Raw genomic sequence first — 17406 nt, 5'->3', positions numbered from 1 at the left:
GATGCGACGATTTTATTGGTGGCTTGTCCCGTTGCTTCTATTGATTGGTATCGTGCTTGGCAACACACCACATTGGGTTCACGCGGCTGATCAAACTGCCGAGATTGTGATCCATAAGCGAATTTATCGGGATATTCGCCAACCGGAAGACGTTTGGTATGAAAATGACGGTCATCGGATTGACCCGAATAACCCGGATAAAGATGGCTACAAATTATTAAGCAAAACCAGCGGGCTGAATGGTGCTAACTTTGAGGTCTATGATGCCAGCTCCTTATTGAAACCGAATATGACGCCTGAAGCAATTCGGGCTTTAGTTGATCGTTATCAGAATATGACGCGTAAGCAAGCACTGAAATTTGCGCGGGCCAACCTGAAATTAGCCGGTCAAGGGAACAAAGGTATCGGGCTGATGAATACAAAAAACGATCCAACACTCGGTGAAGATGGGATCAGCCGAATAACCGTTTCTGTCGATCAACAGGCACCGACTAAAGCTTATCTGATGATCGAGGTGGCACCGGATCCTTCAACCGAACTCAATGTGGACTTAGAGCGCAAAAGTTCGCCGATGTTAGTTGTTTTTCCAGTCACGGATCCTATCAGTGGCAACCCGTTACAGACCATCCATCTGTATCCGAAAAATGTCGGTTATGTCCGCGATCCGTATTTCTTCAAGTTCGGCGTGCACCCTGATGGTACGAGTAAACGGTTAGCCGGTGCGATCTTTGCTATTTACCGAATTGAGAATGGTAAGAAGCTTTATCTCGATATGTCGCCAGTAACCGACTTGCGCAACAAATGGGTGAGCACTACTGATCCGTTGCATGATGACCGCGTGAACAAATTTGTTTCCGATCAAGATGGGCTAGTTAATACAGGTGAACGCTTTTTGCCCGCCGGAGAATATTTCTTTGAAGAATTGCAAGGCGTTCCCGGCTATGAAGTGGATGCTAAAAGCCGCGCGATCAAAATCGAGATTCCTGATTCTTGGGAAGACGAAGATGGCAACCGGCGCTTTGTGTTAATTGACGGCCAGCCGATGCAGGAAAACTTTGGCGGGGTGGTGACACCGGAAATGATCAGTAGCGGCTACCCGCGAGTTTATAACTATGCCGATAAGCAGGCGTCGACAACCGGTGATCAAACCGCGGGGCCATCAACGACCCAGCTTGGCAATCACGGGCAGGATACGAACGGCACCGGAACGCGTACACCTAAGCGTCAATCCGGTTATTTGCCGGCCATGTCCGATTGGCGCAATTTACGCTTTGTCCTTTTAGGGAGTCTGTTACTACTACTGGCCACTTACTTCTTCATTAAAAATAAGAAAGCGAGGCACCACGCATGCAAGTAACGTTTAAAAAGATCGGGCACAGTCTCTTGGCAGCGCTGATGCTCATGAGCTTCCTTCTACCACTGCTTAGTGCGGGCAAACCCGTACATGCCGCGACAACGACTGTGGATTTCACGCTGCACAAAATCGAACAAACCAGTGACGAACAGATTCAAAATACCGGCCACGACCTTGGACTGACCGGGCGTAAACCGGTGCAAGGCGCTCAATTTAAAATTTTCAACGTGACGGACGCCTTTTACCAATTACTGGAAAATCATGATAAGACAACCGCTGCGAGCATGATATCGCAAAACCTGGGTCAGTATGTGAATCTCCAGGATCCTAATGCAGCAACTGTCACGACTGATGCAGACGGCTTGGCGGCATTCAAAGGATTAGCCGCCAAAACCAATGGCCGGCATAGCGTGTACGCATTTCACGAAGCCGTGACCCCGCAACCGTATCAAAAAGCAGCAGATATGATCGTGAGTCTGCCAGTGCGGCAAGACGATGGATCGGATCTGACCAACATTCATCTTTATCCTAAAGACAGTCTTGTTACCAAAAATCTGACGGAAATCAATGAACAAGCGGTGGCAACAAAAGATCTCCATGATGTCGCGGTTGGCGATGTGCTCACGTATCAGGTTCAGTTCCAGATTCCGCATGATATTGGCGCGCTGGCTGATCACAGTCAAGACACTTTTAAGTACAACCAATTTAAAGTGCTGGATTATATGACCAAGGAAGGCCTTACTTTTAAGGCATTGACGGCAATCACGGTTGACGGTCAGGACATTTTAAAGGCATTAACCGGAAAAATGGCCTTCATGAGTTCTAATGACGCAGCTTGGCAACAAACACACAACTATCCATTCGGGTTTGAACTGGACTTTCTAGGCGGGACCGATCCCGATGCGGTACGAAACCTGTTGACCCAATATGCCGGCAAACGCGTGACCGTTGCCTACACCGGAATCGTCAATGAGAAAATGATCCCAGACCAAAAAGTCGGTAACACGGCTGAAGTGAGCTTTGATCCTGACAGCAAGATTACCGTCAATGGTCCGGAAATCCAGACTGGCGGGATTCGGTTCTTCAAACACGAAGCCGGATCTTCCAAAAGTTTGGCCAACGCGACTTTCATCTTACAGCGAATGAACGGCAATGTGCGCGAATATGCAGTTCTTGAAGGCGTTAACGGTATGGCCGGAACCTACCAACCGACCAAGATTACCTGGACAACGAATCAAGACGCGGCAACGAGACTCAAAACCAGTGGAGCCGAGACAGCCAACTTAACCATTCAAGGGCTGTTGCCAGGGCGATATACCTTGGTTGAAACCGCGGCACCAGAAGGCTATGAAATCCTTGATCCGACAACAGATTTTGAAGTCATTGCCGGTACTTGGGGTACGAAAACGATTCGCATCGCCAACACGCCGGTGAATCAATTATTGCCGATGACAGGCGGAATCGGACTCTTCGCCTTCCTGATGATCGGGGCCATCTTAATGGGTGGCGGTCACCTAATGAAGAAAAAGACCAGCAAGAAAGTCTAATGGCCTATGACAAAAAAAGCGTCGGGGACAAGTCGGCTGTTACGCTGGTTCGTCATCTTACTTTTTACTGCGGGAGCCGCGTGTTTCTGCTATCCGTTCGCGGCAACGGCTATTAATGAATTGCTACTAACCAGTCGCCGAGCAGCAGCACAGCAAGAAGCCAAGCAAAATGCCGCCGCCCAAGATGAGCAACGGGCAGCGGAGAACCGTGCACTTGCCCAGACTGGTTTGCGTCCGGGACAGGATCCGTTTCAAAGTAGGCAGAAATTTAACCAAGCCTATGTGAAACGGCATCTGATCGGGCGAGTGGTTATCCCGAAATTAGCGGTTGATCTGCCCCTTTTTGACACCACCAACAACACGCTGTTAGATCAAGGGGCAGTGGTGTTACCAGGTACTAGCTATCCGCGGGGAGGCAAGAACACGCATACAGTTGTTTCGGCACACGGCGGCTTGCCCACCAAACGCTTTTTCACCGATCTGAGCAAGTTGAAACGAGGGCAGAAGTTCTTTCTCCAAGTCAACGGCAAAAAGATGGCGTATCAGGTCTTTCGGATCAAAACCGTGCGGCCGGATGAAACCCAGAGCTTGCGCATTGAACCGGGACGCGATTTGGCCACATTAATGACCTGTACCCCGTATATGATCAACTCCCACCGCCTGTTAGTGACCGGCAAACGGGTACCTTATACCGAATCACTTGAGCACGCCGCCGAGTCTGCTGATCGCTGGCGCTTGTGGTTAAGTATCGCGGTTGTCGTCGGAGTGCTGGGATTGGCATTGCTGAGTTTCTATCTGGCTCGGCGCTATCTTCGCCGACCGCGGGCGTAATCTGGAAAGAGAATGTTAGAAAGTAAGAAAGTTCGCCGTTGTGCAGGGATAGGTCTGTGGACGGCGGGCTTTTTTGTGTTTCGAGCAGGGGGTATGTATCAGGTTGGCAGAGCTTGCAAACAACTTATTGTTTCCATTTTAATAACATGTGTATTGTTAGCAGTCATCTTAGTTGAAATGATAAACTTATTGTGACGATATTTAAAAAGTAATATTTGGAGGCATGGGGATGCGGGTAAAACAACTGATTATGAAGATTCTGATTGCGAGTCTTGCGATGACAGCAGTAGTGGGACTGCCAAGAGGTCAGGTTAAGCCAAAAACGATGTCGCTTTCAGCTCGGCAAACAATGCAAACACACGCGGCACAAAAGACCATTGCATTATTTCAACAAATGGCCGTCTTTCCGGATGGCAGCCAACGCCCACTTACTGGCGGCGCTTTTGCTTTTTACCGTTTTGACATTCGGGGACGGAAACAATATCGGCTAAAAAATGGTCAGTGGCGGCTTATTAATAATCCATTGACAACTAAGGGCGTTTACCTTGCTCAAGCCGATCATCTGGGTGTTGTTGGCGTGACGGGAAAGCTGACAAATGGGCATTTTTACAGTGAACGGCTGCGTCTGCCAGAACGATACGCAGTCAAATTGCCGCTGCCGGTTAAAGTTCATGTCAATCAGGGACACGTTACTGTTAACGGTCAACCTGTGGGTAAAAACAGAACTTTGCCGCGAATCTATGCCTTACGGGTGGCGGTGGAGCGGCAATAAGGTATTTGTTGAGCGGAATATACGAGGGAAAGCAGCTCAACGCATTTTAGATTGCTAAATATATCAGAAATTGAAAAAACGTTCTGATTCCTTACGGGCGTTCTATTTTTCTCACTGTTTGTTTTGATGAATGAGTCCAGGTTCTTATTTTTGTTATATGTCAAACGTTATGTAATCTGTATTTGGCAAAAATTCCGTGCATGCTTTTTGACACAAAATGCGATTCATGTATAATCTGCATCAACAAAGGCTTAGATAGCGTTTTATAAAACAATTGATAAACGCGGAGCAAAGCCGTATTCGAGAAGCGTATCTTTTTTAGGCTAACAATTGATGCAGTCTTGAAGTCTGGGGACGCGATGATGATATACCGGCTGCTATAAAACGTGCAACGATAATTGTTCAAGAACTGTTGTTGGTGGTCACGTGGCAAGGTAAGCACCGCGTAGGCAGCTTGGAATAGGCATCATTGTAGCTTCTTTGGAAAGCTATTTGGTTAACCAGTAGAAAGACTAATGACATCTATTCAAATTATGGGTTCAACAAAGACTAAATATTGAAAGAAGTTGAAGCGACATGAAACAACACCGTAACTTCGCAACCGCTCTTGCAGGAGCAATGAGTGTGGGATTTATCCTTGCCAAGTTATCGAACATTCCTTTTAAGTGGTGGATTTACGTTGGCGGTGTCTGTGGCTCCTTCCTCGGAGAATGGTTGTTCGTCACACGCAAAGCAAAGCGTAAACATAAGCACGCTGCTTAAAGTTAAGAGTCAGTAATTAAACATCGGCTTGTCATACCAATTAAAATGCGTAGACAACTTAACCTTGAGGAAACGAGAGAGCTCTTTGTAAAAGTTGTTGATGATGCCATTGTTCTCCGCGCATTGCCAACATCTGATGAATGGGCAGACTTGTTTAAAAATACACCCTGTATAGATGTTATCAGAACCGAATAACCCGCTTGACTTTTCCCGACACCCCGCATACAATCACTTCATCAAGTCATAGTAGCGGCTCACAGAGATCAGGACGTTTGCTGAAAGTTCTGAATGGCTCGCGAATCCAAGCTTGAACTGAAGATTGACGAAATTAAATAGTAAAAAAGCGCAAAGCACGGCTTTGAACGAGAATGGTACCGCCTTAACGGGTGTCTCGATCAAGGCGGTGCTTTTTTAATATTCTGGTAATCGGCGGTAAGTGGAGGTAGCGATGGTGAAACGGATGCTGCATTGTAAACGGTTAGTTGTCAAAATAGGGACGAGTAGTTTGATTCATCAAAATGGCAAGGTTAATTTGCAGACCATAGATCGGCTGGCGTATACGTTGGCGGCTTTGACGAATCAAGGCTATGAGCTGGTTTTAGTCACGTCTGGTGCGATTGGGGTGGGGATGGCCAAACTTGGTGTGACGGTGCGGCCTGCCGAAATTGCTCAGCAGCAGGCGTTGGCGGCGATTGGCCAATCAGAGTTAATGACGTTGTATACGCAAAGGTTTAGCGATTATGGCGCTAAAATTGGTCAGTTGTTGTTAACACATGACGTTTTTGATTATCCGCAAACTCGGCAGCATGTTTTGGATACCATCGATGCTTTGCTGAAGCGGCAGGTGATGCCAATCATTAATGAAAATGACAGCGTTGCGGTTGATGAACTGGATCATCGCACGACCTTTGGCGACAATGACCAACTTTCCGCCTTGGTCGCGAAGCAAATCGGAGCAGACTTACTGGTGGTGCTTTCCGATATTGACGGGCTTTACGATCGTGACCCTAATCGCCATGCAAACGCCGCCTTGATCCCGGCGATTACCCATGTGTCTGCTAAAGTTTTGGCTGGTGCAGGAGGCAGTTCAACCCGGTTTGGAACCGGGGGAATGGTGACGAAGCTTAAGGCGGCACAAGTGATGATGCGAGCAGGGAAGCACATGGTTTTAACGAGTGGTCGTGACCCACGCATTATTTTGCGAGTCGTTGCAGGCGAGTCAGTGGGGACATGGTTCGGGGCAGAACTTGAGCCTGTGCCATCTGAAATTCATGCGACTAACTGATGTTTAAAGAGGTTGCTGAACGAACAGTCTTTAATAAATGAACGGTTGCGCCTGTCAGGGTACAAGGAGGACGATTAAAAATGGATGTCACCACGATCGATCTGGAACAAATGGGCCGAGCAGCAAAGGCCGCGGCGACTGTTTTGAGCCAGTTGACAACCGCACAAAAAAATGCCGGGTTGTTGGCCATGGCTACGGCGCTTGAAACGCATACGGAAACAATTTTGGCAGCTAATCATGAAGATCTAAAAGCGGCAGCAAGCTTGCCGGCTAAGTTCACGGATCGACTGGTGCTGACCGCCGAGCGAATTGTTGACATGGCAGCAGGGGTTCGCCAAGTTGCCGCCTTACCCGATCCAACCGCCCAGACGGATAAGGCCTGGGTGAATCATGCAGGACTGAATATTGCGCAAAAACGGGTGCCTTTAGGGGTGGTGGGGATGATTTATGAGGCCCGGCCAAATGTAACCGTTGATGCTGCTGCGTTAACTTTTAAAAGTGGCAATGCGGTCATTCTCCGTGGCGGTAAAGAGGCGCTGCACAGCAATTTGGCCTTGGCGACTGTTTTACAGGCTGCATTGACCGCACAAGGATTGCCAAAAGACGCGATTCAATTAATCACGGACCCGAAGCGAGAAGTCGCGAATCAGATGATGCACCTGAATGGCTATATTGATGTACTGATTCCGCGTGGTGGCCGGGGGTTAATTAAAGCAGTCGTTGAACAGGCTACCGTACCGGTCATTGAAACCGGGGCGGGCAATTGTCACATTTATGTTGATGCGTATGCGCAAGCCCAGATGGCAATCGACATTGTTGTCAACGCCAAAGTTCAGCGGCCGTCTGTTTGCAATGCGGCCGAGAAACTTTTAATCCACGCTGATGTTGCAAACGCGCAACTGCCTTTAATTGCTGCGGCACTGCAAGCGCATGGTGTCGAATTGCGCGGTGATGAACGGGCGCGGGCGATTGTGCCGAACATGCAGGTCGCCACGGAAGAAGACTGGGATACCGAATACAATGACTTAATTATGGCGGTCAAGGTGGTGGATTCCGAGGAAGAAGCGATTGCGCATATCAACGCACACAACACGAAGCACAGCGAGGCCATCATTACGGATAACTACCAAAATAGTCAGCAATTCCTCCAACAGGTAGATGCGGCTGTTGTCTATGTGAATGCCTCAACTCGGTTTACAGACGGCTTCGAGTTCGGTTTCGGCGCAGAGATCGGTATTAGTACGCAAAAATTACACGCACGCGGACCGATGGGGTTAGCGGCGTTGACGACGATTAAGTATCAGGTGCTGGGTAACGGACAGGTACGCGAAGGTTAGTTCAACAATTAAGCGAAAACGCAGGCAAGCACAAGGTCTTTTCAACGTGCTTACCTGCGTTTTTTGGTGTTACCGGGATACCCACTTTTTTATCGTAGACTGGTGAAAACCGAAGATGACCATCGTTAACATGAGGGCTAACACGCCACATGCAGGAAATCCCCATAAACCGCCAGCAGCATCCATGACACTGCCGGCGTATAGACTACCAATCGGGGTTGATCCTTGATTGAGCAAAACGTAAACACTCATAATCCGCCCGCGCAGTTGATTGGGAATGCCAAATTGAAACGAGGCGTTGGACTGGTTCAGGAAAACCATGTTACAAAAGCCGATGAGAACCATGAGCAGCATGGCAAGCCAGTAGACATGAATGAACAGCATGGACGACTGAATCAAGGCCGTGCCGACTGCTACGGCCAAATAAAGATCCCGGCGCAGGCCGAAGCTGGCAAGATAACTCATGAGAAAAGCTGCTACCAGTGAACCGACACCAGTAGCAGACAAAAGGCTAGCATAACCTTGAGCGCCGCGGTGCAAAACCTCCTCGGCATAGATCGGGATGATGACGTTATTGTTGAAGTTTAATGTACAGATGACCAGCATCAATTCAGCACTGAGTTTCACGTCTGCATGATGCAAGATATAACTTAAGCCTTCCCGGATATCTAATAAGATGTGGCGTGAACGATGACTGGCAATAGGATGATCTTGGTGAATCATTAACAAACCGGCAATAATCGCCACATAACTAAGCGTATCAATCAGAAAACACGGTGCCACGCCCAGCGTCACCATTAAGATACCTGCCAGTGACGGACCGGCAATTTTAGCCAAATTGAAAATGGATGAGTTTAGCGAAATGCCATTAATTAAATCTTTTTTGCCTACAAGTTCAATAACATATGATTGCCGCGTTGGCGTATCGAAACTCTGAAGGATGCCATAGCCCAAGGCAATCGCGAGAATCTGCCAATACTGGACGATCTTCAAATAGGTAATCAACGTCATCGTAGCACCCAACAGTAAAAAGCCGAATTGGGTAAACAAAAGAATTTGTCGCTTGGGGTAGCGATCAATCAATGTTCCGGCGACCAAAGTCAGCGCCATGATCGGAACAAACTGTGCCGCCGCTAGCAAACCAACTAGAAAAGCGGATTTTGTCATTTGATAGACAAGCCAAGTTTGCGTTGTTCGCTGAATCCAGGTTCCCATAACGGAAATACATTGGCCCGTCCAAAATCGGCGAAAGTTCTTTGAACGCAGCGAAGAAAAGGTTGCTGCGAAAACGTGTCGGTTCATTTGATCATCACCTTGCCTTGAGACTTAAATGCTTCTTAAGCGTTAGTCTTTCTTAGAATGATGTCAATAGAAATATTAATGACTAGGAATTCTTAAAATCATAGAAAGTATAAATGGCGTTTGGGTTGGCGCAATTTTTAGTCTGGAGACAGGGAACGAACGAGCTTGCAGGAGTGGGCATTATGAACAAAATATTAGGAAATTTGTATAATTGATCGTTTATGTTGACGATAAAATATTCACCTTGATAATCTAATATCAACCCAGCAGGAGCAGGTGGAATATTGGTTGTGCTGGGTTGCGCTTTCCGTGACGCGTTCACAGGGCGAGAAACCTGTGTGTAAGGACCTTGGTGCAATGGTCAAACTCGGGCCATTACGCTTAAGGCCACGTACACTCCGACTTCTAACCGCGCCGGCTCGCGCTCCATAACGCATTCGCAGGGCCAGAAACCTGCGTGTAAGGACCTCAGTCGCAATGGCCAAACCCGGGCCATCACGCCTGAGGCCACTTACACTCCGGTTTCTAAGCGGCCCTGCTCACGCTCACTATACAAGGAGGTTTTGGTTATGAAACATGCAAAATCAGGAATGACTGTTTTGTGCCAGGCTAATGGCAATATGGAATATGATTTTATTGGCCGGATCGAGAAATGTTACGAGAATTCAGCTTTGGTGACGATTTTGGATTATGACCCCCGAGATAAGTTTAATGTTCAGGACTTGGTGGGCCGGACGGTGATTGCGTTTAAGCGGATGAAGCAGAGTAACCGTGACCGGCTTTAGTCTGACTTTGATCAGCCAATGCAAAGGGATGTTGGCTAACATATCAATGATAGGTGTTGAAACGGTGAGAAAGCTTTAGCGTTGATATGCCGGGATCTGGGAAGCTCTGAAAGCCTTTTTTTGCTCATGTGGTTGAAACGGGACCGATAAGGGTGTATAAATGCTTCTTGTGATACAAAAACAAGTGCCAAGTCATGGTACAATTAGTAAAGGTGGTTAAGAGGAATCATGTTATTTGCAGCACATCTTCGTGATTATGAAGTCGTTGGTCAATATACGGATAAGTGGGGACACCGGCACGATTCTTCGCGGGTCTGTCACCAGATGACCAAGAAAGAAGCGCGTGATGCGATGCAGCGGTATTTGTTGCAACATTACAGTGATTCGGTTGACCTGAATGCACCGATTAAGGTTAAAGTCCAGGTCGCCAAGTAAGCTCTTAACTATTGATGAAAATGGCGTTGGCAACAGCGCAAAGATAGTGCGTCTATCCCAGTCGAAATGCAGTGCGTCACGATTCCGTTTCAATAATTGTCATAACGCGCCTTCATTTTCCGATGATGACGGCTCGTGTTACGATGGTGACGGAAATGTGGCGGAAGATGCGTTGAAGGAGGTTTTTGTGTGTCACAAGAAATCGTTGTAGGCGATAAGGTCTCGGTACGAAAGACCAAAGATGTGCCATTGAGCTTCAAAGGCACGGTCGAAAAGCTTTATGCCAATGCAGCCATGTTGACGATTGACAGTTTTTCACCCGAAGATGCGTCAATGGTTGAAGATATGAAGAATAAGACAGTTGTGAACTACAAGCATATTAAAAAAGGCGGCAAAGCGGTTATTCCGCCAGCGCCTGAGGAAAAACGTCCCGGTGCACGGCACTAAAGGCGTTTTTACAAGACTCTCCGTTAGTTGGAGGGTCTTTTTGTTTTGATACATAAGAGATGAAAAACTTTTGGAATCACTAGTCCTCATGCTACTTTTAGTTAACCGTGACAGTGATCATATTGGTCAGCACGTTTGATTGATCATTGACCAGAAAAAAATGGCGTCAGTTGGCAATCGTGGGTAAACCACATTGACAACAGCTGGTTCAAAATTTAATGCTCAGTCATAAAATGAATCTGCTTTCGGTATTTCTTGGCGATGGTCTATCGTTATGGGGGGTTGAGCGATAGAAGGAAATAATCGTCAATGTTAAGGACTATGAGCGGCTTTTAGCTAATAGCAACACAGAATTCGTCCTAATTGTCTAACACAGCTCAATGGCAAATTTGAAAATGAAAAATAAACGTAGCAAAATTTGCGATAAACGTTAAATTTGAATTCCACGTGACGATTTTCGGGGAAAATACGACGTTAATAAGTACTTTCCCACAGGCATACTTTAATGTTTTATATTGGTAGTGAGAGATGATCACTCTTAAAGAACGAAAGGAGGATGTTTAGGCAGTGGTTTTAAAAGATACGGCGCCAAAGAAGATCACTGTATGAAAGCTCAAACTAGTTACGGGTGGGAATACAGTTCATTCAAGTGAGCTGAATTCAGATATAACACACTAATTACCGATTCACAGCTCAATGCGCAGATACCAACTACCGATTGTGCATCCAGCTAAGTTGAACATTGAGGATGACAACGATGTTAATAGTGTAAGCAGAAAGAATGGAGGAAAAACATGAACAACTTAACAAAGGCTTATAAAGAATTAAATGATTTGGATTTAAGCAAGATTGCTGCCGGGTCTAACGACTTAATCTGGGAAAAATTTGGTTATGCTGTTGGCGCTGCCGCTAACTGTCAGGTTAAGACCGGTTGGCTCCTTCCGTTTCCATTTTGTGGTTCGGTAGGGGTAGCTAGAGCCATCAAAGGATAGGGGGAGATAGTATGAAGACATTAAAAGAAATTAACCCTGGTTTGCCACTGTCGGAGCGAGATCTTTCGTCAGTTTCGGGAGGAATCGTCCCTTTAGCAGCTTACGGCGGTGCTTTGGCTACTTTCCTATTGGCGGATGCGTGGGCACATACCGATCAGATCTTTAAAGGTTTTAAAAAGGGATGGAACGGGGGACGCTAGGAACATCTTAAAAACGATACGAACATGGCTTGACGAAGTTCCTTTTTGGGGCAGTATCTGTGTTTTCCTCGGCGGCCTTGGCCTTGGCGACATTTTAAACAGGGTCATTCTGTACTGCTTTGGCCTTGACCTTTTCGCGCTTAAGGTATTTGTCAAAGTGTTTTCTATTTTGTTGGTTGTGATGCTTTTCGCCAAACTAGGGGTTACATCTTCGACCGACAAAGCTTCAAAGGATTCTAAGTGACAATTTCTTAGGTTACTTTAGGACACTGATCTGTTGAGATCCTAAATATAAGGATCAGTTTTCAGCAAATTTAACTTTCGCCAACGGATAAAGGATGTTACTCAGATTGTAGTATTACTTCGTTAGGCTTTTTATAAAATCAGGCACGGATGTCGGAGGGACTTTGTTTTTGACATCAAGGTCTGGTTTTTTTATTCGACTTTATTAAGTGACTGAGCACGCCAAAACAAAATGATTTATATTTTTATGAGCATTAAAATAGCAGGGCAAACCGTCAACTTGGTATCCTTAAGTTAAGCAAAAATAAGGAGGCATGATCGTATGGCAGATTTTGATGCAACTAAGGATAAGGTCAGTGGCAAGGTAAAAGAAGGCGCAGGCAAACTCACCGGCGATGAATCGACCGAAGCAAAAGGCAAGGCTGAACAGATGGTCGGCAATGCTAAAGAAAAGCTCAGTGATGCCAAGGACAAAATCGCGGAGAAGTTCAATGACGTGGTTGACAAGTCCAAGGAGAAGAAAGAACGCTAAACCGCCAATGTTGATTCGGTGTTTGGCTAACAAAGGAGGGCCTCGTTTTGCAGGTTCTCCTTTTTGCTTACAAAAAATTAGCAAAATGCCTTTACTTACTATTTATAAGTGCTACACTTATAAGTGTTCTAATAAGTAAGCAATTCAGGAGGCTTTTGACACATGACAGTTGTTAATGGTTACGAACAAAGCGATGCAGAGAAGAAATTGGATATTTTGAACTTGCCGTCATTAGAAGGTGAATCCAAGAAGATTATTCCAACAGGTGGATTTGGTTATATCGTTGGCGGATCCGAAGATGAATGGACGCTTGCCGAGAATACCAAGGCGTTTAACCACGCACAGATTGTTCCCAAGGCGTTGTCGAACATTGATTCTCCAGACTTGTCGACCAACTTTTTGGGCATTGATCTGAAGACGCCGGTTATGATGGCGCAAACTGCGGCTCAGGGATTGGCTCACAGCCAAGGTGAAAAGGATACCGCTCGCGGCTTGGCAGCAGTCGGTGGTTTGATGGCGCAGAGCACGTATAGCTCAACCTCAATCGCGGATACTGCTGCGGCCGGCAACGGAGCACCGCAATTGTTCCAGCTGTACATGAGCAAGGATTGGGACTTCAATAAGAGCTTGCTTGACGAAGCTAAAAAGGCTGGCGTCAAGGGGATTATTCTGACCGTTGATGCCACTGTTGATGGTTATCGAGAAGAAGATATTATCAACAACTTCCAATTCCCGATTCCAATGCCGAACCTGGAAAAGTATTCTGAAGGCGATGGCAAGGGTAAAGGCATCGGCGAAATTTATGCTTCTGCTGCTCAAAAGATTAATGAAGATGACGTTCGCCGGATTGCTGAATATACCGACTTGCCGGTTATTGTTAAAGGTATTCAGTCTCCTGAAGATGCATTGCGGGCAATTGGCGCCGGTGCTGCGGCAATCTATGTTTCTAACCATGGTGGCCGTCAGTTAAACGGTGGCCCAGCATCATTTGATGTTTTGCCTGCCATTGCTAAGGCCGTTAACAAGCAGGTTCCGATCATCTTTGACTCCGGCATTCGTCGTGGCAGTCATGTCTTCAAAGCTTTGGCGTCCGGTGCAGATTTGGTTGCGTTTGGCCGCCCGGTTATCTATGGCTTGGCTTTAGGTGGTGCACAAGGTGTTCAAAGCGTGTTCGAACAGATTGATCACGAGTTGGAAATTATCATGCAGCTGGCCGGCACTAAGACGATTGAAGATGTTAAGCATGCACCGTTAACCCATTTTAACTACGCTGACTAATTTGAAGCATTGATGAATTAAACTTGGTGTTTGTTGTACAGACACATGATTCGACCGAAAAAAGAATCCCTATCAGTTTTTAAGGCTGAAGGGATTCTTTTTTGATACATAGATTCTGTACATCAGCATGACCGGATCGGCATCAAGAAACTACGATATGTATGAATCGATAGGATTTTGATGACGTGGGTTAGAGGCTGATGGACTAAATGTGCTGATCCATTTTGATACCCGTAACAGGATTGCTACAGGCCAATCTGGCTCAGCGTGTACATGGCATTGCGGAACTCATCGCGGCGATTTGCCCGTTTTTCAACATCGCTTGGCAGTTCGGTCATATCAATGCGAACAACGGCACGCCGTAAAAGGCTGACCATTGTTTTGTCATTCATTTTGATGTAAAGGTGGTCGGCATCAAAACGTTCAACCGCGTCCTCCCAAACCCGAGCATTTTCGTGATCGCTTTGGACGTTGCGCTTGATGAGTGACTTGCCATCGACAGTGTTGAATGTGACATCATAAGTTGTCATGTGGAGCTCCCCTTTCATTTAACCAAGTTTATTATACATCGCGTCATTGGGATGGAGAATAAATTGCCAAAGATAAAGCGTATTGGCTAATAGATAAGCGGTGAGTCCGAACATGAAGGGTAATGGCATAATGGTTGTCATGAAGCTAAAAATACCAAAAATCAACACGGAAAAACCAAGGTAAAACCAGCGTTTGAAGCCGATGTCAATGTGCTTGACAGGATAGGCGCTAAGATATCCGATTAGGCTAAAATAATAAACTGCCAATGTCACCGTGATGGCAAGCGCAAACCATTGAGGATCAAGCAGCCCGGCCAGCCACGAGTGAATGAACGTACTGAGACTGAGAATGGCCGCCAGTAATGGAAGTTGTAAATAGATAACAGCCAAGCCCGCGGTTTTTTGCCGGCGATCAAGGCCGTTGTCATAAACAAGTTGGTAGGCAATAAACAATAAGATGACTACCAAGAAGAAAAGACCTGCTTGCAAAGATAGACCGGCATAAATGGTTTCTGCCACACCAATGATCGATTCGCCAAATATCAGTAAAACCAACAGAGAATAACGGGTGCTGAGATTGCCTAAGTCGGCTGGCGTGGTTTTGAGTACGTGCCGCAAAAGCAATGGCATCAACCCAGCGGCTAGCACACCGCCAAAGAAGACCGCAAATGAAAGGGTGTATGGTTTTATAAATAGCGAAATTAAAATCACAAAACTGCAAGCTGCCAGTGTGATGCCAAATGTTTTGGCGAGTTGCGAGTGTTTTCGCCGCCAAAGCAGACCGTATTGGCTCGCAAGACTCAAGAAGAGAATCGCAGCGCTTAATTGAAATGGCCACTTGGTTTTAGCAAAATCAGGGTTAATCGCGGTGCTTAAGACAATCACCCAAAACATGTTGAACAACGTAAACAGGTTGTGGGTCACTTCATGATGTGAAAAACGATCGATTAAGACTGTCTGAAAAGTCCAGATGGTCCAGAAAACCAGCAGCATCAATAGAAATTCAACCAGCACTTGTGGCGCGATCATCCCATGCACCGGCACTGCCAGACTCTGCGCCATTCGCCCAACGGCATAGGCAAAAATCAAATCATAGAAAAGCTCGACCATGGTGACAGATTGATGCGACTTGGCCATGAGCATCCTTCTTTCTATAAGCTAAGGCAGTGCGCCTTGCTTAGTTCAATAATAGTAGCCTATCATTTTCACGCCTTGGCGGCAAAAAAGACCTGCCGAGCAGACTACCCTAAACCCGTTGAGATTGTTATACTAGTTGGGTTAAGGAGGCCGTGATGTGGTCAAATTAGTCCTTTTAAGGCATGGCGAAAGCATTGCTAATCAACAAAATACTTATACTGGCTGGTCCGATGTCGGATTAACGGCGCAAGGGAAAGCTCAAGCAGCAGCTGCCGGCAAAAAGATTGCGGCGACCGGGATCTTATTTGAGCATGTGCATACCAGCGTGTTATCGCGGGCCATTATGACTGCCTACATCGTTCAGGACGCAATCGGCCAGAATTACCTGCCGATCACTAAAAGTTGGCGTCTGAACGAACGGCATTATGGCGCCTTACGCGGAATTAACAAAGATCTGACCCGGAAACTTTTTGGCCCGGATCAAGTTGCCAGCTGGCGGCGAAGCTTTTATGCGCATCCGCCGTTGTTGGCCCATCCCAGTCGTTCACGGCGCTATCACGCGTACCCGGCGACGATTATTCCGCGCGGTGAAAGTCTTGCCGATGCGAGTGAGCGCCTGTTGCCGTATTGGAGCGCTGAATTGGCGCCGCGGTTGATGGCCGGCAAGAATCAGCTTATCGTGGCGCATGGCTCAACATTACGGGCGTTAGTCAAGTACATGGAAGCTATTAGCGATGCTGGTATTAACAAAGTTGAAATTGGCAATGCCCAACCAATCGTCTACACGCTTGATCAGCATTTAACCATTCTCAATAAACAAACACTGTGAAAACTTTCCGGCAAAGTAGTTTAGCTACATGCCGGATTTATTTTACCAAGATTTGGGATTAAGTTGTGATTAACGATTAAATATCACGTCATATTTCCCTGAAAATGTTATACTGTTGATTAGCAATCATGAGGAGGAGCGCTTACGCAACTTACTAAACGTCAACAAAAAATTGTTCAGTTACTAAAAGCAAAAAGTCCGATGACTGGGGAAATGCTGGCGACACAATTAAAGATTAGTTTGGCCACGATTCGCGCAGACTTACGCTTGCTGACAACGGTTGGAATTTTAGATGCCCGGCCAAAAGTGGGATACGCCTACCAAGGAGCGAGTGTTTTATCAGCAGACAACGATGCGCTGTTTAATACCCCGATTGCCAAAATATTATTGCCGCCGACTGAAATTAAGCTGACAACCTCGATGGAAGAAGCGGTAACCAAGCTGTTCTTGGCGGATGTCGGCTCCTTATACGTGTTAGATGATGATGGCGCCTTGGTCGGCCTCATCTCGCGAAAGGACTTATTGCGTGCCAGCTTTACGGATCGTGACACCACTTTACCGGCCAGTATTGTCATGACGCGGATGCCCAATGTTGTGACAGTGACGGCGGATACAACCATTATGGCGGCCAGCAAGTTGTTGTTGAAACACAATGTCGATTCACTTCCTGTGATCCAAAAACATGGGGACACTCATGTGATTGGCAAGATCACCAAAAACCGGATCTTTAAATATTTAATTGAAACACTTGCAGCATGAGGTTGGGCTTTCATTTGCAGCTTCAAATTAAAGGTGTCCTATTTCTCGA

General features: G+C 46.5%; 20 protein-coding genes. 17 read left to right on the top strand and 3 right to left on the bottom strand.

What is annotated here, in order from left to right; genetic code table 11:
• Position 1 precedes the first annotated feature (1 nt).
• The 8 genes from ACWP87_RS02715 to ACWP87_RS02680 all read left to right on the top strand — a co-directional run bounded on the left by ACWP87_RS02715 (position 2) and on the right by ACWP87_RS02680 (position 7888).
• Entirely contained in the window at positions 2-1357 is a 1356-nt protein-coding gene (locus ACWP87_RS02715) for a pilin N-terminal domain-containing protein (protein WP_014570064.1), read from the top strand.
• A complete protein-coding gene (locus ACWP87_RS02710; protein WP_014570063.1) occupies positions 1348-2901 on the top strand; it encodes a SpaH/EbpB family LPXTG-anchored major pilin in 1554 nt (517 codons plus the stop codon). Before ACWP87_RS02715 ends, ACWP87_RS02710 begins: the two co-directional genes overlap by 10 nt.
• Positions 2902-2907: 6 nt before the next feature.
• Positions 2908-3732 (top strand): class C sortase, encoded by an 825-nt coding sequence (locus ACWP87_RS02705; RefSeq protein WP_014570062.1) that lies wholly within the window; start codon positions 2908-2910, stop codon positions 3730-3732.
• Positions 3733-3961: 229 nt separating this feature from the next.
• Positions 3962-4504: a hypothetical protein gene (locus ACWP87_RS02700; RefSeq protein WP_014570061.1), complete on the top strand. Its 543-nt coding sequence runs from the start codon at positions 3962-3964 to the stop codon at positions 4502-4504.
• A 576-nt stretch (positions 4505-5080) separates the two neighbouring features.
• Positions 5081-5266 carry a hypothetical protein gene (locus ACWP87_RS02695; RefSeq protein ID WP_005692296.1) on the top strand — a complete coding sequence of 62 codons (186 nt, stop codon included), beginning with the start codon at positions 5081-5083 and terminating at the stop codon, positions 5264-5266.
• Positions 5267-5281: 15 nt separating this feature from the next.
• Entirely contained in the window at positions 5282-5461 is a 180-nt protein-coding gene (locus ACWP87_RS02690) for an AbrB/MazE/SpoVT family DNA-binding domain-containing protein (RefSeq protein ID WP_372743772.1), read from the top strand.
• A 253-nt stretch (positions 5462-5714) separates the two neighbouring features.
• Positions 5715-6551 carry a glutamate 5-kinase gene (proB, locus tag ACWP87_RS02685; RefSeq protein ID WP_005698939.1) on the top strand — a complete coding sequence of 279 codons (837 nt, stop codon included), beginning with the start codon at positions 5715-5717 and terminating at the stop codon, positions 6549-6551.
• An 80-nt stretch (positions 6552-6631) separates the two neighbouring features.
• Positions 6632-7888 (top strand): glutamate-5-semialdehyde dehydrogenase, encoded by a 1257-nt coding sequence (locus ACWP87_RS02680; protein WP_014570059.1) that lies wholly within the window; start codon positions 6632-6634, stop codon positions 7886-7888.
• 69 nt (positions 7889-7957) lie between these two features.
• Here the strand turns inward: ACWP87_RS02680 and ACWP87_RS02675 are convergent, their stop codons facing one another.
• Positions 7958-9190, bottom strand: a complete 1233-nt coding sequence (locus ACWP87_RS02675; protein WP_015764702.1) for an MFS transporter — start codon at positions 9188-9190, stop codon at positions 7958-7960.
• Between the two features lie 569 nt (positions 9191-9759).
• Here ACWP87_RS02675 and ACWP87_RS02670 point away from each other — a divergent pair.
• The 7 genes from ACWP87_RS02670 to ACWP87_RS02640 all read left to right on the top strand — a co-directional run bounded on the left by ACWP87_RS02670 (position 9760) and on the right by ACWP87_RS02640 (position 14102).
• Positions 9760-9975 carry a hypothetical protein gene (locus ACWP87_RS02670; RefSeq protein WP_014570058.1) on the top strand — a complete coding sequence of 72 codons (216 nt, stop codon included), beginning with the start codon at positions 9760-9762 and terminating at the stop codon, positions 9973-9975.
• A 228-nt stretch (positions 9976-10203) separates the two neighbouring features.
• Positions 10204-10410 (top strand): hypothetical protein, encoded by a 207-nt coding sequence (locus ACWP87_RS02665; protein WP_005686086.1) that lies wholly within the window; start codon positions 10204-10206, stop codon positions 10408-10410.
• A gap of 189 nt (positions 10411-10599) precedes the next feature.
• Complete coding sequence (locus tag ACWP87_RS02660; protein ID WP_005686089.1) at positions 10600-10857, top strand: hypothetical protein; 258 nt, start codon at positions 10600-10602, stop codon at positions 10855-10857.
• Positions 10858-11651: 794 nt separating this feature from the next.
• Positions 11652-11849, top strand: coding sequence for a hypothetical protein (locus ACWP87_RS02655; RefSeq protein WP_014570057.1), 198 nt, complete (start codon positions 11652-11654; stop codon positions 11847-11849).
• Positions 11850-11860: 11 nt separating this feature from the next.
• Entirely contained in the window at positions 11861-12049 is a 189-nt protein-coding gene (locus ACWP87_RS02650; protein WP_014570056.1) for a hypothetical protein, read from the top strand.
• 565 nt (positions 12050-12614) lie between these two features.
• A complete protein-coding gene (locus ACWP87_RS02645) occupies positions 12615-12824 on the top strand; it encodes a CsbD family protein (protein WP_005686092.1) in 210 nt (69 codons plus the stop codon).
• 162 nt (positions 12825-12986) lie between these two features.
• The gene (locus ACWP87_RS02640; protein ID WP_014570055.1) at positions 12987-14102 is read left to right on the top strand and encodes a lactate oxidase; all 1116 of its coding nucleotides are present in this window, start codon (positions 12987-12989) and stop codon (positions 14100-14102) included.
• Between the two features lie 245 nt (positions 14103-14347).
• On the opposite strand, the gene ACWP87_RS02635 is transcribed toward ACWP87_RS02640, so the two are convergent.
• Positions 14348-14632 (bottom strand): chromosome partitioning protein ParB, encoded by a 285-nt coding sequence (locus ACWP87_RS02635; RefSeq protein ID WP_005686095.1) that lies wholly within the window; start codon positions 14630-14632, stop codon positions 14348-14350.
• Positions 14633-14650: 18 nt separating this feature from the next.
• A complete protein-coding gene (locus ACWP87_RS02630; protein ID WP_014570054.1) occupies positions 14651-15769 on the bottom strand; it encodes a low temperature requirement protein A in 1119 nt (372 codons plus the stop codon).
• 157 nt (positions 15770-15926) lie between these two features.
• On the opposite strand from ACWP87_RS02630, the gene ACWP87_RS02625 reads away from it, so the two are divergent.
• Positions 15927-16598, top strand: coding sequence for a 2,3-bisphosphoglycerate-dependent phosphoglycerate mutase (locus ACWP87_RS02625; RefSeq protein ID WP_005692313.1), 672 nt, complete (start codon positions 15927-15929; stop codon positions 16596-16598).
• A 171-nt stretch (positions 16599-16769) separates the two neighbouring features.
• Positions 16770-17357, top strand: a complete 588-nt coding sequence (locus tag ACWP87_RS02620; protein ID WP_076638835.1) for a CBS domain-containing protein — start codon at positions 16770-16772, stop codon at positions 17355-17357.
• Positions 17358-17406: the final 49 nt, after the last annotated feature.

The organism is Lacticaseibacillus sp. 22 (assembly GCF_055413445.1).
This window is presented reverse-complemented; position numbering and strand designations above follow the sequence as displayed.